This is a genomic window from Synechocystis sp. IPPAS B-1465, assembly GCF_003015225.1.
Lineage (GTDB): Bacteria > Cyanobacteriota > Cyanobacteriia > Cyanobacteriales > Microcystaceae > Synechocystis.
On record NZ_CP028094.1, the window covers coordinates 289113 to 309577 of the forward strand.

General features: G+C 48.8%; 19 protein-coding genes. 10 read left to right on the forward strand and 9 right to left on the reverse strand.

What is annotated here, in order from left to right:
* Positions 1 to 209 precede the first annotated feature (209 nt).
* From crtD to C7I86_RS01390, 3 genes are all read left to right on the forward strand, one after another.
* Positions 210 to 1733, forward strand: a complete 1524-nt coding sequence (gene crtD / locus C7I86_RS01380) for a C-3',4' desaturase CrtD (protein WP_010871470.1) — start codon at positions 210 to 212, stop codon at positions 1731 to 1733.
* A gap of 56 nt (positions 1734 to 1789) precedes the next feature.
* A complete protein-coding gene (locus C7I86_RS01385; RefSeq protein WP_010871471.1) occupies positions 1790 to 2062 on the forward strand; it encodes a YggT family protein in 273 nt (90 codons plus the stop codon).
* Between the two features lie 451 nt (positions 2063 to 2513).
* Complete coding sequence (locus C7I86_RS01390; RefSeq protein ID WP_010871472.1) at positions 2514 to 3596, forward strand: Fe(3+) ABC transporter substrate-binding protein; 1083 nt, start codon at positions 2514 to 2516, stop codon at positions 3594 to 3596.
* Positions 3597 to 3677: 81 nt separating this feature from the next.
* Here the strand turns inward: C7I86_RS01390 and trmD are convergent, their stop codons facing one another.
* The 3 genes from trmD to C7I86_RS01400 form a co-directional block, all read right to left on the reverse strand.
* Positions 3678 to 4373, reverse strand: coding sequence for a tRNA (guanosine(37)-N1)-methyltransferase TrmD (trmD, locus tag C7I86_RS01395; RefSeq protein ID WP_010871473.1), 696 nt, complete (start codon positions 4371 to 4373; stop codon positions 3678 to 3680).
* Between the two features lie 10 nt (positions 4374 to 4383).
* The gene (locus tag C7I86_RS18890; RefSeq protein ID WP_010871474.1) at positions 4384 to 4557 is read right to left on the reverse strand and encodes a hypothetical protein; all 174 of its coding nucleotides are present in this window, start codon (positions 4555 to 4557) and stop codon (positions 4384 to 4386) included.
* 208 nt (positions 4558 to 4765) lie between these two features.
* Complete coding sequence (locus C7I86_RS01400) at positions 4766 to 5851, reverse strand: ATP-dependent 6-phosphofructokinase (protein ID WP_010871475.1); 1086 nt, start codon at positions 5849 to 5851, stop codon at positions 4766 to 4768.
* Positions 5852 to 5963: 112 nt separating this feature from the next.
* Between C7I86_RS01400 and C7I86_RS01405 the strand changes: the two genes are divergently transcribed.
* Complete coding sequence (locus tag C7I86_RS01405) at positions 5964 to 8231, forward strand: FUSC family protein (RefSeq protein ID WP_010871476.1); 2268 nt, start codon at positions 5964 to 5966, stop codon at positions 8229 to 8231.
* A gap of 149 nt (positions 8232 to 8380) precedes the next feature.
* Here C7I86_RS01405 and psbU read toward each other — a convergent pair whose 3' ends face one another.
* The 3 genes from psbU to C7I86_RS19360 all read right to left on the reverse strand — a co-directional run bounded on the left by psbU (position 8381) and on the right by C7I86_RS19360 (position 9845).
* Positions 8381 to 8776, reverse strand: a complete 396-nt coding sequence (gene psbU / locus C7I86_RS01410) for a photosystem II complex extrinsic protein PsbU (RefSeq protein ID WP_010871477.1) — start codon at positions 8774 to 8776, stop codon at positions 8381 to 8383.
* Between the two features lie 194 nt (positions 8777 to 8970).
* The gene (locus tag C7I86_RS01415; RefSeq protein ID WP_010871478.1) at positions 8971 to 9468 is read right to left on the reverse strand and encodes an HNH endonuclease; all 498 of its coding nucleotides are present in this window, start codon (positions 9466 to 9468) and stop codon (positions 8971 to 8973) included.
* 245 nt (positions 9469 to 9713) lie between these two features.
* On the reverse strand, positions 9714 to 9845 hold the full coding sequence (locus tag C7I86_RS19360; RefSeq protein ID WP_255345266.1) for a hypothetical protein: 132 nt from the start codon (positions 9843 to 9845) through the stop codon (positions 9714 to 9716).
* Positions 9846 to 10409: 564 nt separating this feature from the next.
* Between C7I86_RS19360 and C7I86_RS01420 the strand changes: the two genes are divergently transcribed.
* Together C7I86_RS01420 and C7I86_RS01425 are read left to right on the forward strand one after the other, a co-directional pair.
* Entirely contained in the window at positions 10410 to 11771 is a 1362-nt protein-coding gene (locus C7I86_RS01420) for a UDP-glucose/GDP-mannose dehydrogenase family protein (RefSeq protein WP_010871479.1), read from the forward strand.
* A gap of 226 nt (positions 11772 to 11997) precedes the next feature.
* A complete protein-coding gene (locus C7I86_RS01425) occupies positions 11998 to 13242 on the forward strand; it encodes an FAD-dependent hydroxylase (RefSeq protein ID WP_010871480.1) in 1245 nt (414 codons plus the stop codon).
* 12 nt (positions 13243 to 13254) lie between these two features.
* On the opposite strand, the gene crcB is transcribed toward C7I86_RS01425, so the two are convergent.
* Both crcB and C7I86_RS01435 read right to left on the reverse strand, forming a co-directional pair.
* Complete coding sequence (gene crcB, locus C7I86_RS01430; RefSeq protein ID WP_010871481.1) at positions 13255 to 13677, reverse strand: fluoride efflux transporter CrcB; 423 nt, start codon at positions 13675 to 13677, stop codon at positions 13255 to 13257.
* Positions 13674 to 14078 carry a LapA family protein gene (locus C7I86_RS01435; RefSeq protein ID WP_010871482.1) on the reverse strand — a complete coding sequence of 135 codons (405 nt, stop codon included), beginning with the start codon at positions 14076 to 14078 and terminating at the stop codon, positions 13674 to 13676. The genes crcB and C7I86_RS01435 overlap by 4 nt, the downstream gene beginning before the upstream one ends.
* A 233-nt stretch (positions 14079 to 14311) precedes the next feature.
* Between C7I86_RS01435 and C7I86_RS01440 the strand changes: the two genes are divergently transcribed.
* From C7I86_RS01440 to C7I86_RS01455, 4 genes are all read left to right on the forward strand, one after another.
* Positions 14312 to 14509, forward strand: a complete 198-nt coding sequence (locus C7I86_RS01440; protein ID WP_010871483.1) for a hypothetical protein — start codon at positions 14312 to 14314, stop codon at positions 14507 to 14509.
* Positions 14510 to 14826: 317 nt separating this feature from the next.
* The gene (gene hmpF, locus C7I86_RS01445) at positions 14827 to 16434 is read left to right on the forward strand and encodes a pilus motility taxis protein HmpF (RefSeq protein ID WP_010871484.1); all 1608 of its coding nucleotides are present in this window, start codon (positions 14827 to 14829) and stop codon (positions 16432 to 16434) included.
* Positions 16435 to 16482: 48 nt separating this feature from the next.
* The gene (locus tag C7I86_RS01450; protein ID WP_010871485.1) at positions 16483 to 17712 is read left to right on the forward strand and encodes a CO2 hydration protein; all 1230 of its coding nucleotides are present in this window, start codon (positions 16483 to 16485) and stop codon (positions 17710 to 17712) included.
* Positions 17713 to 17731: 19 nt separating this feature from the next.
* Positions 17732 to 18964 (forward strand): SUMF1/EgtB/PvdO family nonheme iron enzyme, encoded by a 1233-nt coding sequence (locus tag C7I86_RS01455; RefSeq protein ID WP_010871486.1) that lies wholly within the window; start codon positions 17732 to 17734, stop codon positions 18962 to 18964.
* Between the two features lie 37 nt (positions 18965 to 19001).
* Here the strand turns inward: C7I86_RS01455 and C7I86_RS01460 are convergent, their stop codons facing one another.
* A complete protein-coding gene (locus tag C7I86_RS01460; RefSeq protein WP_223211327.1) occupies positions 19002 to 20300 on the reverse strand; it encodes an FAD-binding oxidoreductase in 1299 nt (432 codons plus the stop codon).
* Between the last annotated feature and the right edge of the window lie 165 nt (positions 20301 to 20465).

The following is a 20465-nucleotide window of genomic DNA, read 5'->3' on the forward strand; positions in this document are numbered from 1 at the left end:
CCAAATCCTATTCAAGGGGGATTTAAGTTGCTGTTGTTAACGTTGAAAACTATTTACCAATGCTTGCCACTGTTGGAGCCGAGCCTATCGCATTTACTCCACCAAATCAATTGACTATTGACAGAATCTTGAACAATGCCTGGGCCAGGAACCGTTGCAACCAGTTACATTAAGAAATGTAAAGAAAATTTCCCCACTGTCCTTTTCCCATGGTCCCTAGCAATGCTGAATCTCAATCCGTAGTTGTAATTGGTGCTGGCATTGGTGGTCTGACAACGGCGGCCCTGTTAGCCCAACAGGGTTATCGAGTCAAAGTTTATGAACAGGCGGCCATAGTGGGGGGTTGTGCATCCACCTTTCGGCGACGGGGTTTTATTTTCGATGTGGGGGCCACCCAGGTGGCGGGCCTAGAGCCAGGGGGAATTCACCACCGCATTTTCCGCCAGTTGCAAGTGGATTTGCCGGAAGCAACCCTGTGCGATCCCGCCTGTGCAGTTTTTTTGCCAGGGGAAAAGCAACCGATTAACGTTTGGCATGATCCTGAGCGATGGCAAAGGGAAAGGGAACAGCAATTTCCAGGGAGTGGCAGATTTTGGCAGTTGCTACAAACGTTGTTCCAAATTAGTTGGCGTTTCCAGGGGCGAGATCCTGTATTGCCCCCCCGCAGTATGTGGGATTTGGGCCAGTTGTTGGGGGCATTGCGGCCGGATACCCTACTCACGGCTCCCTTTGTGCCTCTCACGGTGGGGGATACCCTCCGATTATTGGGTTTGGGGTCAGACCAAAGGTTAAAAACTTTTCTTGATTTACAGTTAAAACTCTATTCCCAGGTGGGGGCTGATGAGACAGCTTTGTTATACGCCGCTACGGCCTTGAGCGTTTCCCAAGGGCCCCAGGGTCTATGGCATCTCCAGGGCAGTATGCAAACCCTAGGCGATCGCCTGGTGGAAGCGCTGAAAAACCATGGAGGGGAATTATTTTGCAGTCAGCGAGTAGAGCAGATCCATTGTGGCCAAGGCTATGTAGAGGGGGTGACGGTGCGGGACGTAAGGAGCGGAGAAGTACGTCAAGAAAAAGCCCAGCAGGTGGTGGCCAATTTAACGGTGCAGAATTTACTCCAAGCACTAGATCAACCATTACCCGGTTATCAAAAAAGAGTGACTAATTTACCCTCGGGCTCGGGTGCTTTTGTCATCTATTTAGGCGTCAAGGAAGATGCCATTCCCCCAGACTGTGCTCCCCATCTACAGTTTTTGTACGATCACCAAGGCCCCATTGGCGAAAATAATTCTCTCTTTGTCAGTGTTAGTAAACCAGGGGATGGCCGGGCTCCCCGGGGCTGTAGAACTGTAATTGCTTCTTCCTTCACCGACGTGGCCCCCTGGTGGAATGCTTCCCGGGAACAATATCAGGCTCTCAAGGAAAGTTACACAACCACGGCGATCTCCAGATTGGGAGAATATTTCAATTTGGATGAATCCACCATTGTTCACCAAGAAAGTGCCACTCCCCGCACATTTGACCGTTACACTGCCCGGGACCAAGGCATCGTCGGCGGAGTAGGCCAGCGTTTGACCACCTTTGGGCCCTTTGGCTTTGCTCCCCGTACCCCCATTCGTAACCTTTGGCTAGTGGGGGATTCCGTGCATCCGGGGGAAGGCACCGCTGGGGTAAGTTACAGCGCCCTCACCATTGCCCGGCAAATTTGTGCCAGTGGAGCAACAAACTCCTAGGGTCGGGTTAAGATGGGGAGAAATTGTTCATTGCTATCGATATCACCATTGCCACTATGGACCTACTCCTTTCTACCCTCGTCAGCTTCATCAACATTTACCTGGTGTTGTTATTTGTCCGTATTTTGCTGTCCTGGTTTCAAACTGCGGAGTGGGCTGGCAACATCATGGGCTTTCTCAGCCCCGTGACCGATCCCTATTTAAATATTTTCCGCTCCTTTATCCCGCCCCTGGGAGGCATTGATTTTTCCCCCATTCTGGCCATTTTTGCGTTGCAGTTTCTCCAACAGGCCCTCAGCAGTGTGGCGGGTCCCTACGCTGGCTTCTAATTGACATAATTCCGGTGGCTAAAAATCTGATTGGTGGTTAGAGGCCCCAACCTCCAGTTCCACTGACCATGGTTCACAAATCTTCCCTCTGTTACGCCAGGGGGATTTTATTTGTCCAGGTTACTATTAATAATAAATTTTGTTAGTGAGTAGAGATTTCCATCAGCTAGAGCTATGACAACCCAGGGTAAAGGGGAGTATTACCAAAGTTGAGACTCGGCTAAATTTTTCTTCCTAATCCTTGAAAGTCAAGCAGTATAAACTTTTAAGATCCTTTGCGCCCAATCAGAAAGATTTTTTCCTCAGGTTTTACGAGCAAAATAATAAGATTTATTTATGTCGTTTGGTTGAAGACCTAATTAAATAATCAGAAAATTACTCATTATATCTCCACTGCTGATAAAATTATTGAGAATTACTTTTATTAGAGGAGTGAAAAAGTTCAGCCACCATGGTCCAAAAGTTATCCCGTCGCCTATTTTTGTCCATTGGAACCGCCTTCACCGTTGTGGTGGGTTCCCAGTTGCTCAGTAGCTGTGGCCAATCCCCTGATGCCCCGATCGCCGACACACCAGGGGAACAGCAGGAGATCAATTTATATTCATCCCGGCACTACAACACCGACAACGAACTGTACGCCAAATTCACCGCAGAAACGGGCATCAAAGTTAACCTGATTGAAGGTAAGGCAGACGAACTGCTGGAACGGATTAAGTCTGAAGGGGCCAACAGTCCGGCGGATGTGCTCCTCACAGTGGATTTGGCTCGTTTATGGCGGGCCGAAGAGGACGGCATTTTTCAGCCGGTGCAAAGCGAGATTTTAGAGACTAATGTCCCGGAATATCTCCGCTCCCCGGACGGGATGTGGTTTGGTTTCACTAAGCGGGCCCGGGTGATTATGTATAACAAGGGGAAAGTTAAACCGGAGGAGTTGTCCACCTACGAAGAACTAGCCGATCCCAAATGGAAAGGTCGGGTGATTATCCGTTCCTCCAGCAATGAATATAATCAATCCCTGGTGGCTTCCTTGGTGGTAGCTGATGGGGAAGAGTCCACCTTGGCATGGGCTAAGGGCTTCGTCAGCAATTTTGCTAGGGAACCCCAGGGCAATGACACAGCCCAAATTGAAGCAGTGTCTTCCGGCGAAGCGGATTTGACCTTAGCCAATACCTATTACATGGGGCGGCTCCTGGAAAGTGAAGATCCGGCCCAAAAGGCGATCGCCGAAAATGTGGGGGTATTTTTTCCCAACCAGGAAGGGCGGGGTACCCACGTCAATGTCAGTGGTGTGGGCGTAGTCAAAACTGCCCCTAATCGGGAGGGAGCGGTCAAGTTTATTGAATTTCTGGTCAGCGAACCGGCCCAGGCATTTTTAGCACAAAATAACTACGAATACCCGGTTTTGGCTGGGGTTCCCCTGAATAAATCTGTGGCTTCCTTTGGGGAATTTAAGTCTGACACCACCAGTTTGGACAAGTTGGGCCCTGCCCTAGCCCCTGCTACCAAAATCATGAACGAAGCAGGCTGGAAGTAGGATTCCAAGGTCCATTGGCAATGGTTGAGGAAAGCATTCGCTCTAATTCTTAGCCATTGTCATCGGGCTACCGATTAGCCCTCATGGGGAAGGCTGTCGATCTTGCCATTTTTGCCACAAATCCGGCCGCCTCTGTTGGGTTCGTTCCTCCTGCTGTTCCAATCGCCATTGGGCGATCGCCTGGTGGTTGCCGGAAAGTAACACTGGGGGCACGGCCAAGCCCCGGAACACTGGCGGCCTGGTGTAGTGGGGATAATCCAACAGATCGGTGCTAAAACTCTCAGCGATTAAAGATGCTTCTTTGCCCACGGTGCCGGGTAGTAAACGGATGACACCATTAATTAAAGTTAAAGCGGGAATTTCGCCACAGGTGAGCACAAAATCCCCCAGGGAAACCTCCCTTGTCACCAGTTGGCAGACTCTTTCGTCCACCCCTTCGTAATGGCCACAGATCAACACCAATTGGTCATAGTTCGTCAATTCCCGAAACAAAGCCTGGTCCATGGGCTGTCCCTGGGGAGTCATTAAAATCACTTCCCGTTTGGACAGTACTGGCAACGATTCCACCGCCGCAAAAATAGGCTCTGGTTTGATCACCATACCCACCCCACCGCCGTAGGGTTCATCATCCACCCGGCGATGTTTATCCGTGGTGAAATCCCTGGGGTTAATCAAATTAACGCTGGCGATCGCCTTTTCGAGGGCTTTACCTAGAAGGCCAGATTGCAGGGGAGAAGTAAAAAAATCAGGAAACAGGGTGAGAACGTCAAACTGCACAGAGGGCAAATCAAATTAGATCAAACTGGTGACACACCATACCACAAACACTGGCGATCGCCGTGATCATCAAAGCAACAAAGGGGTCTTGCCCCTGATTAACGGCAAAGGAAGTCACAATGCCTGCCCCCAGGGCGGAAACCAAACCAGCGCTGATTAAATCTTTGTTGGAACGATCAAACATGATTTTTAACCCCCACCCCTTAGTTATTGATCCGATTAATTAAAGTTATGGAAAAATTTCGTTTTACAACGTATCACTCCCCCGGGGGAAAAGGGAGAGAAAGGGCGGTTTTTGCAACTAAGCTTTAACATCCGCCACATTTCTTTACAATTGCGCTGCTTTATCGGGGAAATATGGCCCAGATCGCCAGTTAGGAACTGCTAGGAACTTAATCGTTACCAAGGCAAATGCCCAATCCCCGCGCAGTTTTCACCAAGGTGCCGTCCAACTGCACCGTTTGATAGGTTTGGATGGCTTCCTCAATGGGCACACTAATGGTTTGACGATTGCGCCAGGCCACCATGTGGTCGAATTTGCCTTCCGCAATCAAGTCCACCGCCGCGACCCCAAACACACTCCCCAACAGGCGATCGAAAGGTGAAGGAATGCCCCCCCGTTGGATGTGGCCCAGCACAGTGACTCTGGTTTCTGCTCCAGTGCGTTGGGCAATTTGTTCCGCAATGTATTTACCAATGCCGCCGTAGCGGTCTTCGCCAAACTGTTGGATTTGCTTGACCTGATCGCCCAATTCTGTCCGCACCGCTTCCGACACCATAACCAGGCAAAAGTTTTTCCCCTCGGCCTGCCGTTGACGAATTTTATTGCACACACTTTGGATGCGGTAGGGAATTTCAGGAATGAGAATAATGTCCGCCCCTCCCCCAATGCCGGCGGCCAGGGCAATGTGGCCCGCATCCCTACCCATCACTTCTAGCACCATGACCCGGTTATGGCTAGCGGCGGTGAAATGCAAACGATCCAAGGCTTCGGTGGCAATGTTGGTGGCGGTGTCGAAACCAATGGAAATTTCCGTTGCCCCCACATCATTGTCAATGGTTTTGGGAATGCCCACTAAGTTGATGCCCCCCTGTTGGGCTATGCGGCGCAAAATGGCTAAACTACCGTCTCCGCCAATGCCAATGAGAGCGTCAAGCCCCAACTGACGATAACCGGCAATAATATCTTCGGTGCGGTCCCGCACAGTGCCGTCGGCCATGGGAAAAGCGAACGGATTACCCTTATTGGTGGTGCCTAAAAAGGTACCTCCCATCATTAACAAATGGTCAATGTTATCCCGGTGCAGGGCGATCGCCTTGGAGGGATTTTCCATTAGTCCCTGGGTGGCTTCTTGAATGCCAATTACTTCCCAACCGTAGGTGCCAATGGCATGGTGTACCACGGAGCGAATTACGGCGTTTAGTCCGGCACAGTCTCCTCCACTGGTTAAAATACCAATGCGTTTAATTTCCCCCATGGTTTTCCTTGCCGATATAGTTCTGTTTTATTTGTAGAAGCAAATCGAATCAGCAAAACTTCTTTGTGAGAATTCTTAAAATTGTCCTCAATCCTTAACCTACTTTTAACTGATGCTGGCTAAGCTCCGCCAACGCCTTGCTTTTTTAACCCGTACCAATGGGACTATTGATTGGGGTAGGGGCATTCGTACTTTTTGCGGCATGGCAGTCCCCTATCTGGGGGGCATGGCCCTGGGAAATCCCCAACTAGGTTTGGGCGTTGGTTTAGCTTCCCAATTAATTTTATTAGCGGACATGGGGGGACTATATTCCGTCCGTTTGAAGACTATTTTCGGGGCCTGGGTCGGGGCGGCGATCGCCATGGCAGTGGGAACTATAGTGCCCGATGGTTGGGGTTTAGGGCTAGCAATAACGGGCTTCGTTTTATTTGCTAGCGGTTATCTAGCGGTTTATGGGGAGCAGGGAGCCATGGTGGGCATTGTCACCACCTTTGCTTTTCTCCTCGGTGCCCAAAATGTCAGTACCGATTCCTTTGAATTTACCTCCCTGGCGATCGGGGGAATGTGGAGCTTGATATTAGCTATTTTCATTTGGCCCTTCCGTCCCAATCAACCTTTGCGGCAAATGGTTGCCAACAATTACAGCATTTTAGGCAATTATCTCCGGGCCATGGCCGCCGCTAACTTTAGTCCCGATGACCCCCAAGCTCAGCAATTGGTGGTCAAACTGCGTCAAAACTTGCTTAAATCTCGGCAAACTCTGGTGGCCAGCCAGCGAGGATTATGGGGACAAAGTAAATTAAGGGAATTATTATTAGTTTTAATCGAGCATACGGAAAGATTAAATAAATGCCTAATGTTGCTCAATGAAATTGTTAATTTCCACAATCTACCCCAATTACAAACAGTGGAAATCCTAATGGAAGATGCGTTTAATGCTCTGGGGGAAGTTTGCTTAGATTTAGGACAAATGGTGCTAGGCAAAAGACGCATTCCTAACACTAACCGTTTGCAACTATTAGTGCAAGCATTGCAACAGCAAAAAAAATTACAACGGCAGGCTCTCACAGAGGATTTTAACGACTACAACAGTTTAACCACCGTAACCCAATTGGTTAACCATTTAGAAAACCTGATCAAACAATTAGAGCAAACCATTCAAACCGCGGAACTTTTACAAAATCCCCAACTTTTTTCCGATAATAATTCCAATGATCAAGGAAAACTAAATAAAGTTAGGCTTATGCCTTGGTGGGACCCCCTAGGGAGTAATTTTCACCTTAACTCGCCTTTGTTACGCCATGGTTTGCGCATGGCATTGGGGGGTATGGTGGGGGCAACAATTGCCCATCTAACTCAAATTCCCTACGGTTTTTGGATTGTTATAACGCTAATTTTTGTGCTCAAGCCGGATTTTAGTTTAACTTTTCAAAGGTTATCCAATCGTCTTTTAGGCACTTTTTTAGGGGTATTAGTAATGTCCATTGCCCTCAAGCTCATTCAAGACCCCCAATTGCTCAGTTGGCTGGGAATTTTGGCGATCGCCATGGGGATGGCCCTGTTGAGATTTCACTACAGTGTGGCGGTCTTTTTTATCACAGCTTTTGCTTTAATTCTTAAGGCCATTGATCCGTCGGTGCCCACGGAATATGCCCTCCTTTCCCGCCTGGTTTGTACCCTCATTGGCAGCGCCATTGCCCTAGGTTTAGCCTTTAGTTTTCTGCGGCAATCGGAAAATTTACGCTTCACCCAGGCCAGTGTCAGAATGCTAACTAATCTGGAGCAATATTTTCAGCAATTAATCCCCGCCCTACTGGGAAAAGAGTCAATTAACAAAAAAGAAGCAGAAAGGGTACGCAATGAAACTCGGTTAGCAGCCACCGCCATGCAGATTGCCCTGGATCGCTTACTCAGTGACCCCAGCACTCCCCTGGAAAAACAAGAGCCAGCCTTGACCATGACCAATTATCTAGCCCGCTTAAGTAGGGGTTTTCGGGTTTTGATCAGTCATTTGGAAAATAGCTCCGGCAGTAATCCCCCGCCCCCCATTAAGTTATTTACCGAGCAAGTACAACAAAGTTTGGAAAATTTACGCTTTTCCCTGGAGCACCAATCATCACCAGCGGCTTTGCCCCCCATGGCCACCACCATTAAAGAAATCCGGGAATATCACCAGAGTTATCAAGCCCAAAGAATTACGGAAATTAATCAAAAACAAGACTTTACTCCCACCCGCCGTTATTTGGACGATTTTAATTTGGTGGTGGAGGAATGCCAACAAATTTACCAACGCCTGGAAACTATCCACTCGGCGATCGCCAGATTTACCGATAGCCCCCAACTGGCCAATGGAATCAAACTCAAAAGTCAGCCCAGTTGAGCAATGTAAATGAGGAAATGAGGCAACAACAAAAAACCACCCCAAACAAGGCAAAGTTCAGAGCGGTGTGGATATTTATGGAATTGGGGAAGTCAATAATTGCCCTATCTAGACAATGAATAATGGCTAGACCGCAATCAGTGGGAGTTTTAGTAAACTCCTGGATTAATACGGTCATCGCCAGAAGTTAGCTCAATGCTTGGTTCGGTGACGGTGAAGCTACCCAAATTGGCTTCCAAGCGGCTTTTTTGGGTTTCACTCAAACCAGGAATGTCCAAAACTTCCTCTACGGTGTCGTAGGGGGCATTTTTAATGATTTCACTGGCCAAATTGGGATAAAAGCCCCGCAGACCACGAAAATCCCGAATATCACTATTATTTAAATCAATCTTTTGACCAAAATCCGTGGTCAATTTAGCATCCACAGCGTTTAGTTCAGCCAATATAGGATTGGGAGTGAGAGCTTGGGCCAAATCCGCTCCCAGAAAACCCATCAGTCCGATCAATAAGCTACACGCAACCAGTAGGCGGGAAATAAATTTCATGAATTGTCTCCTATAACCAAGGCAATGAATTGTTACTATCTAAGAAAATTATGCCGACTGCGCCGATTTTGGGAGGTCAAACCAGCGCTAATTACAATAGATTGTATATTCTTGGGGCACGGCTGACCATCTTCCCTGGATTGACTGAGTAATTATACTTATTAGGTTTGCGGTTGGTTTAACCGTTGGAGAGATTAAATACCAATTACATATTTTCGCCATTCATGGTTGCGGTCATTGCGAGTATGTTTAATAATTTCAAACAGCAAACTGCTGTAGGGACGCCGGGGGGTATAATTTAGGGACATTTGTGCTTCCCTAGGGGTACGATTACCCTTCTTGATGTTGCAACGCACACAGGCAGTGACCAGATTTTCCCAACTGTCTCCCCCACCCCGGGAACGGGGAATAACGTGGTCTAGGGTGAGTTGTTCACCTTTGTAATTGCAATACTGACAGGTGTGGCGATCGCGCTCCAGTACGTTGCGGCGAGTAAGGGGGATTTCCTTGTAAGGAACCTTGATATACTGCCGCAGGCGAATCACCGACGGGAGGGGAAAATTGGCGTAGATCAGCTTGCCATTATTTTCCAAAGCTTCGGCCTTATCTTTCAGCAGTAACACCACCGCCCGTTGCCAATGGGTAATGTTTAAAGGTTCATAGGAAGCGTTGAGGACTAAAACCTTAGCCATGGTCTGCCATCGCTGAATTTTTTTCCCTAGATGCTAGCACAATCAGCTTTTGGGATTCAGAGGGCTGTTGCTCAGTTAGAACTTTTTTCGATTCTGCTACTAACTCCCTGGAAAAATAGGCGAGTGTCCCTGGCGGTTGGTTTTGCCATAATCCACCATAGGTGAACCCCCCAACAGCATTGAGTCAGGGGGGACAAAATAGCCAGAGCTAGGCATTAGGGAATATGGACGGAGGAAACCATCGACTATTCTTCAGTACTGTTTACTAAAATCTCACCGTCAAAGGGTTGAACACCAACAGCGGGATATTCATCATCCGAAGGGCCAAAAACCCTGGCAAATGCTTCGGTGAAATATTGCATAAGGTCCTGTAGCATCTCAAGTAATTTCATCATAACCTCCGTCCCAATGGGGGAAACTCAACAGTTGTCTTTTGGGCAAGTTTGAGAAAACGGGGAGGTTTTCTGCCTCTGGTTTTATCAACCAGGACTAGGTATTAGGTAATTTATTTTCCTGCCCCCTGATCTTTCCTCTTGTTTTAATTATCCAATGAAAAACAGGTTAGATGAGGATTTCTTAATATATTGTCAAATTGGGCAAATTTTTTAGACCAGACTCCAGGGCAACTTTTTACTGCTCAATTTATTTTTTGCCCACTGGGCATATCTCCTCAGGCATTTACCACAGTTCCCTTATGGTTTTCTGACAAACACAATTTTGTTTGACCTAGGTTGAAATTTTTGTCTTAACTGCCCGGATTTTTAGATCATGTATTCACTACTAACTAGATTGAGAAATGTTGAGACTGGCCAAGCTAAAGTCTGGCAAAGTCGATTGACAGGGGGGAGAGGTATCCCCTAGGCTTAGGCTTATTTTCCGGCCTCCGGTCGACCAGCTCAGCTTGGGCAATTGATCAACAATTCATTCCATAGAACTAATCAATGCGTGTTTGTGTTATCGGAACGGGATATGTGGGTTTAGTCACTGGCGTTTGCCTGGCCCATATTGGCCATCAAGTAATTTGTGTTGATAACAACGAGGAAAAAGTCAAGCTCATGCGGGCAGGGCAATCCCCCATCTATGAACCCGGGCTGTCGGAGTTGATGGTGGCCAATATGGAAAGCGGTCGTCTAGTATTCACTACGGATTTGGGCAAGGGAGTCCAGGAGAGTGCAATTCTTTTCATTGCAGTGGGTACTCCCGCCTTGGAGGATGGTTCCAGTGATACCCGTTATGTGGAGGCGGTGGCCCGCAGTATTGGTGAGCATCTCGATGAACAGTATCGGGTGATTGTCAATAAATCAACTGTGCCCATTGGTTCCGGGGATTGGGTGCGGATGATTGTCACCGAAGGCAATGAAGCCCATCAACAACAAACGGGTCAGGCGATCGCCGTTAACTTTGACGTGGTTAGTAACCCAGAATTTTTGCGAGAAGGGTCGGCGGTTTACGATACGTTTAACCCGGACAGAATTGTGTTGGGGGGCAATAATCCCCAGGCCTTGGCTTTAATGCGGGAACTTTACACGCCCTTAATTGAAAGGCGGGTGGGGGAAAATCCTGAGCTGCCGCCGGTGCCGGTGGTGATGACGGACCTTAGTTCGGCGGAAATGATTAAGTATGCGGCCAATGCTTTTTTGGCTACCAAAATTAGTTTTATTAACGAGGTGGCCAATATCTGTGACCGGGTAGGGGCGGATGTGACCCAGGTGGCCCAGGGCATTGGCTTGGATTCCCGTATCGGTAGTAAATTTCTTAATGCGGGCATTGGTTGGGGAGGTTCCTGTTTTCCGAAGGATGTGTCTGCGTTGATCCACACTGCGAAGGACTATGGTTACACCACTTCAATTTTGAATGCCGTAGTGGAGGTAAACCAGGTACAACGGCTGATTGTGGTGGAAAAACTACAGCAGGAGTTAAAAATCCTTAAAGGTAAGGTGATTGGCCTGTTGGGATTGACTTTTAAGCCGGATACGGATGATATGCGGGATGCTCCAGCCCTGAACATAATTCAACAACTAAATCGTTTGGGAGCCAAGGTGAAAGCCTATGATCCGATTGTTTCCCAGTCTGGGGTAAGCCATGGTTTATCGGGGGTAAAAATTGAGTCGACCCCGGCTATGTTGGCGGACCAGTGTGATGCGTTAATTTTGGTGACGGAATGGCAGGAATTTTTAAAGCTAGATTTTCCTGTCCTGGCCAGCCGTATGCATCAGGCTGTGATCATTGATGGTCGTAATTTCCTCGACAAGGAAAAATTGCAAGGGGCAGGATTCCGTTACCTAGGGGTTGGTCGTAGTTAGGGCCATATTCAGCTCAAAAGTTGATGGGGAATTAAACACCGCCAGATAAGTCCTAGTGACAATCTTGCCCAACTTCAATTCCCCCCCTATCTCCCACGGACAGTAGAAATAAACAACGTTACAATTAGATACAATCATCGTTGTCAACCATAGGGATAAATGCCTTACCCTGGGCGTGTTTCACCATCACTGACGACGGCATAAAAATTGTCCCATTGTTTTTCCTATGACCTTTGTAGCCGCTTCCATAACTGATAACCAATTCGATGTGGCGATCGCCGGGGGAGGCGTTGTGGGGCTGGTACTAGCGGCGGGTTTGCGTCATACGGGGCTGAAAATTGCCATTATCGAAGCTTTACCGAAGGAACAGGCCCTAACTAAGCCCCAGGCCTATGCCATTTCCCTGCTGTCGGGCAAAATCTTAGCGGGACTGGGGGTCTGGGAAAATATTAAGGACTCCATCGGTCATTTCGAACGCATCCAAATTTCCGATAATGACTATCGGGGTACCGTTCCCTTTGCCAAGGAAGATGTGGACGAACTGGCCCTGGGCCATGTGGCGGAGCATCCAGTCATTCTGCAGGCGCTGGAAAATTGTGTAGAGCAATGTCCCCGCATTGCCTGGTTTCGTCCCGCTGAGTTGATCAGTTTTACGGCGGGAGAGAACCACAAACAGGTCACCCTACAACAGGAAGGCAGAGAAATTACCCTACAAACCAAATTGTTGGTGGCGGCGGATGGAGCCCGTTCCCACACCCGTTCCCTGGCGGGGATTCAAACCAAGGGGTGGAAATATTGGCAATCCTGTGTGGCTTTCACCATCCAGCATCAAGCCCCTGACAATACCACTGCCTTTGAGCGTTTTTGTGACACTGGTCCCATGGGGATTTTGCCCCTACCCGGCGATCGAGCCCAGATTGTCTGGACCATGCCCCACCATAAGGCCCATACCCTAGTGAATCTACCGGAAGCGGATTTTATTACAGAACTGCGCCAACGCATTGGCGATCGCCTAGGGGAATTTCATTTAATTAATGCCCGCCGTTTATTTCCGGTGCAACTAATGCAGAGCGATTGTTATGTGCAACCCCGCTTGGCATTAGTGGGGGATGCGGCCCACTGTTGCCATCCGGTGGGGGGTCAGGGTTTAAATTTGGGCATTCGGGACGGAGCCGCCCTGGCCCAGGTTATTGCCACGGCCCACAGCCAAGGGGAAGATTGGGGTTCCCTAGCAGTGCTGAAACGTTATGAACATTGGCGTAAACCAGAAAATTGGCTCATTTTGGGCTTCACTGACCTGCTAGATCGTTTCTTTTCCAGTCATTGGCTGCCGGCGATCGCCTTGAGAAGGTTTGGCCTAGAGGTATTGCGCCTAGTGCCTCCAGCGAAAAAGCTGGCCCTCCGTTTGATGACCGGTTTGCTCGGTCGGAAACCCCAATTGGCCACAGGGCAATCCTTAGTGAGTCAGTAGCTCTAGGTATTCCTAGATAGTGAGGCGACGGGCAATCAAACTCCCCAGCAATACACCGATCGTCCCGATTCCTAAACTCCCTAAACCGTAGAGCACTCCCTGGCCCAACTGTCCCATACGCCAGAGGGAAGTCACTTCCAAGGCATAGGTGGAAAAGGTGGTGTAAGAACCCAAAAATCCCACTGCTAAAAGCAACCTTAAATCCGGAGACATCAAGGCCGGTTGGGTCGCCAATGTCACCACCAGACCCATACCCACACAACCGGAAAAATTAATTAAAAAAGTGGCATAGGGTAAATCGTTACCAAAAAGCCCGGCCAGAAAAATAGTGGCATAGTAGCGGGCCAACGCCCCCGGTATGGCTCCTAAAATAATTGCCAATGGCGACCTGAGAGAAGCTGGCATGGCCCCCAACCATTGCAATAAAGGATTCATACAAGATCGTCAAAATCGAATTCCCGGTCTAATTGTTGTTGGGAAGGGACTCCCCGCCGACGATTACCACCGGGTAACGGGGCCAACAAACTACCTACCACCAGTCCCCCGGCCAAGGAAAATACCAACAGCAGACCCACCGGCATCTCAATAGACTGCAATGTCAAAAAACTCAGGGCCACAGGGGTGACATTTTGGATAGTCAATAATGCCAGGGATATTAACCCCAAAGCTAAAACCATGGCGATCGCCAATTGACTCATGCGACGTAGCATCCAACGAAAACTCCCCTCTGCGGTCGGCTCCACTCCCCAAGGATAGCTCAAAAGCCAGCCCAAGCCGTTCCCATTACCCCCAAGCTGAAACCACCAACCCTTGCCACTGCAGAAAAAATCGAGCATTCTGGATTATGAGGATTACGGTTAAAATAGTTGGCCGTCAGCCACGGCGACAACGGTGGCAGCAAGAGTAATAAAAAACAACACCAGTGGACTTGCCCTATTCCACTTTTTTCCATGTTCATCCCCCCAAAGATGGGACTGACATGCCCTGAAGAGAGCCCTATGGTGGTAGTAGAGCAGTCAAAGCTCTAATTTGGTCTCGGTGTGTTAGGACGTGTCAAGGAGAGAAGCTGATGAAATTACAGCATCCCAAACCCCACAATTCTGTCCGTCGGGCGCTGCGCTCTTGGGCCGGCCCCTTGGCGATCGCCCTAGTGATGATCATTGGCCTGGAAACGGCGGCCACAGCGGCTTTTTCTAGTCTCGAGGAACATACCGTTGTTTATAACGGCAAATGCCCCGGTGACAGGGACGATGACTGTAGGGACTAAGCAGACAATTGTCCGTTGGTTAAGGACACTGGTTGACTAATAAACCGGTAATTAATCCTAGCTAGCGGACCATTAGCTTAGTCTTCTACCACTTATTACTAAGGGCAGGCGAGGGAAAATCTCCTTCACCTCCTTTTTTTTTGACAATTTTTGCCAGTGTGGAGGCAAAATAGAAGCAGTTTGGTCAGATTTTCCTCTAATTACTCCAGGGGTAAGCTAAAAAAATTCCCGCGGTCCTGCCCATCGGCGGGCTTAAGATTAAAATAAAGCGAGAACTTTCCCGACAAAATCGTCTCCACTGCTCAGGACAACGACTTGTGCTCTATCTGGCTGAAATTAAGAAACAAACCAAAAACTTTTTAGGCGGTTACAAAACCGAGTTAAAACTTCTGGCCTGTCAGCACAGTGATCAGACCTGGAGTGCCCTGCCTAACGAAGAAAACTTCCAAACCGACGACATGGGAGAAGCCAGGGAGGGAACCCTATGGATCCTAAACCTGAGTAATAGTCGCTCCCTACAAGGGACTCCAGAAGTAGCGGCGCCAGAGTTAGTGCGGCAGTTGCAAAAACTGTCCCGCCTCTCGGAAAAACTCAAGGAACAACAGAGCGAAATTGAACGTTGGCGAGAATCCCTCACTTTTCAGTTCCAAGAACTGAGCCAGCGAGAAATGGAAATTGAAGCGAAGGAGTCGGAGGTTGAAGACCGAGCCAATCAGCTTGCCCAGGTGGAACAGCAAAGATATGAGGTGGAGCAGGCCCGACAAAGGTTAGAAGGGGAAAGAGAACAATTGACCGAACTCCAACAGCAGTTTGGCAGTTTGCTGGAAAATAGTGCTGAAAATCGGGAAGTGTTACAGGGCATACTCCACCGGTTAGGAGCTTACCCGGAAGCTATCCCCGCCCTATTTACGGCCGCAGCCAATGCCCAGCAAAGCACCGACCAACAACAACAGATCTTTAATGACCATTGGCAGATGGTTACCAGTGCAGAACAGGAGTTGGGACGGAACCAAGCATTAATTCAGCAAAAACAGGAATTATTGGTCATCCATGGGCAGGAATTGGATGCCATCGCCCAAGAATTAGCTAAAGCGAAAGTTCAACTAACAGTGGAACAGGAGGGGGTGGTTAATGGCCAAAAGCTCCTGACCCAATTGAAAGCTGAAATTGCGGCCGCTGAAAGCTTACAAACCAATCTCTATCGATTGGCCACCGGCGCAATGAGTGTCGATAAAGACCATCAAATTGATGTGCAACATCTGGAACAATTGCCCCTGGGGGAACTGGAGGAAACCGTTAAAGCATTGCAAACTGATATGCAAAAATTAGCCCGCTTTGTTAACGATCAAGAGGAAGAGTTAACTCTGCAATGCGAAGAAGTGGAAGCTATCCAAGCCCGCCTAGAAGCCGCCGATGAGTATAGTCGTCTCACCATTGAGGAGGAGTTAAACGAAGAGCAGGAAAGGAAGCGCATGCTGGACGAAACCCTGATTGGGCAGCGCCGCAACCTCAAGGAGCGCCAGGAAGTGTTGTTGCAACATCTCAAAATTCTTCGTCGTCGCCAGGGCATTGTGGAAATTGACGACAGTATTCCCAACATTGATTTGGATCCGGTTATCCAACAATTGGAGGGGCGCAAGCATAAACTCCAGGAGGAAAAAAATAAGCTGGAACAAAATTTGCAGTCCACTAGGCAGGGTTTGGCAGAAATTGAAACCATGATTGCTAGTCTCGACCAGCAGTACCAGGCGAAAAAGACTAATTTTGAGCAAAACCGTCGGGAAGTGGAAGATTTACAGAAACAGACAGCGGCGCTAGAAGCCCAGGGTCGTTTGTTGAGGGCAGCTTTGCAACCTCTGCAGGATCAGTTGGATGTAATGAAACCCCGGTTGCAGGAAATGCAGACCCTATTGTTTGGCGGTTAGTTGGGTTGGTTGCCGACTTCCATCGATTGGGGCTGAAGAAATTTCCTTGTGCCCTGGCATTCTGGCCTGGATTGCTGGGATAATGGCCTCTATTATGGGCTTTTGTATCGAAACCATAGTTCTGAAGTTATGACCCAAACCTCCCTCGCCCCGTCCCGTCATCCCCTCAGAGGATATATTCAAAATCTAGAGGCGGGGCAGGCCCTGTTGGTGGATTCCCCGGCTAACACGCTGGAAGTGGTGGGCATCCTCAAAAGCTATGGTGTGATCCTCGATGCCTATTCCATCAATCTGCAACACATTGCCCATACCCAGTATCTGAAGTTATTTCCCTTTTTTAAATATTTCAACGGTAATGTCAATGGCGATCGCCTATTGAAACATTGGTGGCACAATCGCATTAACTACGAGTATGCAGAATATTGCATGAAGGCAATGATGTGGCATGGAGGGGGAAAATTGGATGAATATCTAGACAGTGCCGAGTTTAAAGCCAATGTTAAAAAGTTAATTAAAGCGAAAATCAAAGGCAATCCTTTTTTGCAATTACTTAACCAGATTTTTCCCGAATTTTTGCCGGAACAAATGCGAATGATGGCCTATTATTCCGCCTTGGGTCAATTCTGGCGGGTGATGGCGGATATGTTTTTGAATTTATCTGACCGCCATGACCGGGGAGAAATCAAAACCATTCCTGATGTGGTGCAACATATCCAAGACGGCCTAGTGGCCGATGCCGCCCGCCCCATTATTTACCGGGTGGAGTTGGGGGGAACTACCTACGATGTTTTGCCCCCCAGTGCCAATTTAGCTTTTTTGATGGAAACCGCAGTGCCCTACGTGGAGGCGGTGTTTTTCCGGGGTACTCCTTTCCCTGGCACCATTTCCTACAATGCCCAAGCGGGACAGATTCCCCCTGACCAAAGCCTGTTTACCTATGGGGCCCTCTATGCCGATCCCCTCCCCGTTGGTGGAGCTGGCATTCCCCCCACCTTGCTAATGCAGGATATGCGCCACTTTTTGCCGGACTATCTCCGACGGGTTTATCAGGCATCCCTACGGCAGGAAGGGGATTTACTGGTGCAAATTTGTGAAAGTTTTCAAAAATCAATGTTTTGTGTCACCACCGCGGCCATTCGTGGTTTAGCACCCTATCCCCTGGAGACCGATAATCCCCAGGAACAGGAGACTAACCGAGCTTACCTGGAAAGTTGGATGAATCGTTTTCTCACTTCCCGGGTGGAGATTATTAACCAACCCTCAACCATGGCCGATTAGCCGGCTCTCCATCAGCACTGTGGTTGAAAATCTTGAAACTATTGACCAAGCAATGGAGCGGTGTCGCACAGAAACTCTCCGCCTGTTGCACCGCATTCCCCCAACCCTAGGCGATCGCCAATGGCACCCAGATTTCAGCCCCATTGATTGGCACTTTGGTCACATTGCCTTTACCGAAGCCCTTTGGCTATTGCCGGAGCAGGAGCGGAAAAAATTTCATACCCCGTCTTACCAAAAATTGTTCCGAGCCGATGGTTTATCGAAATCGGAACGCTGTGCATTACCTAGCCGTGGAGTTATTGAGCAATATTTAGGGGAAGTTAGGGCCTCTGTGAAGCAGGTCTGGGGATCGACTGATCGATCCTGGGACCGAGCCCAAGCAAGGTTAAGGTGGTGGCTCCTACAACACGAAGTCCAACATAGTGAAACCATTAGTTTTTTAAGTCATTTAGCCGGAATTGATTTAGGGGTTAATAGCCAAATCCCTGGGGACGAATGCCCAGAACCAGTGCTGGAGGCAACCATGGTGCCTATTCCCGCTGGAGGTTTTTACCAAGGCAGTGAGCAAATATGGGCCCAGGACAACGAACGCCCCGTCCATTGGGTCGAAGTAGAACAGTTCTGGCTAGATAAATACCCAGTTACCCAGGCCCAATACCAACAATTTATCGATGCTGGTGGTTATCAACAAAGTAAATACTGGACAGAAGCCGGTTGGCAATGGCGATCGATGGCGAACGTCACAGCACCGCTTTATTGGCACCCCGAAAGTAATACCCAGAACCATCCCGTCTACGGAGTCAGTGCCTACGAAGCGGAAGCTTATGCCAATTTTGTGGGTAAACGTTTACCCACAGAGCAGGAATGGGAAAGGGCCGCCCGTTGGTCTGGTCAGCATAACTCCAGCACCTATCCCTGGGAGGAAACTTTGCCAACCAAAGAGCAATGTAACTTTAATAATCACCGTGGGCGCACAACCCCTGTCCATTATTATGACCAGGGTCGTAATCAAGGGGGCTGTTATGACCTGTTGGGCAACGTATGGGAATGGACAGCTTCTACTTTCGAGCCCTACGACAATTTTCAACCCTATCCCTATCGGGGTTACTCCCAAGCCTATTTTGATGGGGAACATCGGGTGATGCGGGGCGGCAGTTGGGCCACCCGTAGTTGGGGCTTAAGGGCCAGCTTTCGCAATTGGTACCATCCTTGGACTAGACAAGTTTTGGTCGGTTTTCGTTGTGCCAGTTAAGCTTCAGCAGAAATGTCATCAAACTATTTTTTTACTGCTAAAAACCACCTACAAAGCGCCCAGGACTAAAAGTATTGTGGGGGTCGAACTGATTTTTTAGACGGCCCATCATAGCCAAACCATGGCCACTCTGGCCCCAAACGTCCCAGTGTTTTTTACATTCCGGAGACGCTTCTAACACCGTTACATAACCACCATAATTCTGACAAATTTGCCTTTGCTGGTTCAACTTTTCCCGGTCCAGTTGGCCAAAACGTACCCAACCAATGCCATTGCCCAATTGTACATGTCCCAACCCTGGTAACTGTTGCAGAAAATCCGCTGCCTTAGCGGGTAAAAGACCAAACTTACAGAGTATGGTTTCCGTAGTACCCTGCCCGGCCATGGCATTTTCCCACCGTTGCCAAAGTTCGCTCTCTGCTTGATTGTCAAAGGACTGGCTGGCCAAGGTCAAAGTTTGGGCGAGTTTTTTTACCTCATCAATCTGGGCCTGCACCACCGGCTCTAGGTTTTGGAAACGGACGAGTAAGCCCAATTCTTCCCCAAGGTTTAATGCTTGAACTAGAGCCGGGGAACAGATTAGGGCCGCGGTGGGTGCCAGTCCCGATCGCCGCAGGGCTTGGCTGAGTTTGGCTAGTTGGTTGGTATCACCAGTTAAAAAAACTGTTTGGGAATGGGAAGGTAGAGGGTAAAGACGGAAGGTAATTTGGGAAATAAAACCTAACGTGCCGTAGGAACCAACGAAAAGTTTCATCAGGTCATAACCTGCCACATTTTTGACCACCCTACCGCCGGCTTTGGCCAGTTGCCCATCCCAGCGGACAAAGGAGAACCCCAAAACTAGGTCTCGCACCCCACCGTAACGCTGTTGCCACGGCCCCGCACAACCTGTGGCCATAATGCCTCCCACCGTTGCCTGGTCATGGTAGAGGGGATTAAGGGGCAGAAATTGCTGATGGGGTTGCAAAATAGCCTGTAAATCCTTGAGTTTGACCCCCGCTTCCACCGTCACGGTCAAATCTGCCACCGCATGGTCAACAATCCTATTCAGGCCAGCACTGCTAACCAGTAACTGCACCGGCTTAGCTAATCCACCCCAAGCCAATTTACTTTGGTTGCCACAGGGGATGACTGGCCAATTATTTCGATCGCACTCACTTAGCAAACATTGCAACTCTTGCTGACTTTCTGGGGCCACCCAATGACTGGGGGCATGTTCCGGCTCAGCTAAAGCCTGGGCGATCGCCATTTGTTGGTGGGGAGGCAAATCTTGGACGGAACAGCTAGAGCTGTGGGGAAAGTTTTGGGGTGAAAAAGGTAGGGAAACAACAGCCATGGGCATTGATAAAGACAAATAGCAACCCCCAAAATCTCCAATTACAACGTCGATTTTGACGCAGTTTTGTGGTTAATTTAAAACAAATTAAGGCAAGACTGAGGGTCCCATATTCTTGGACAATAGCATAATGCTTGACGGTAGTTGCTAGAATTTGTCTAGGGG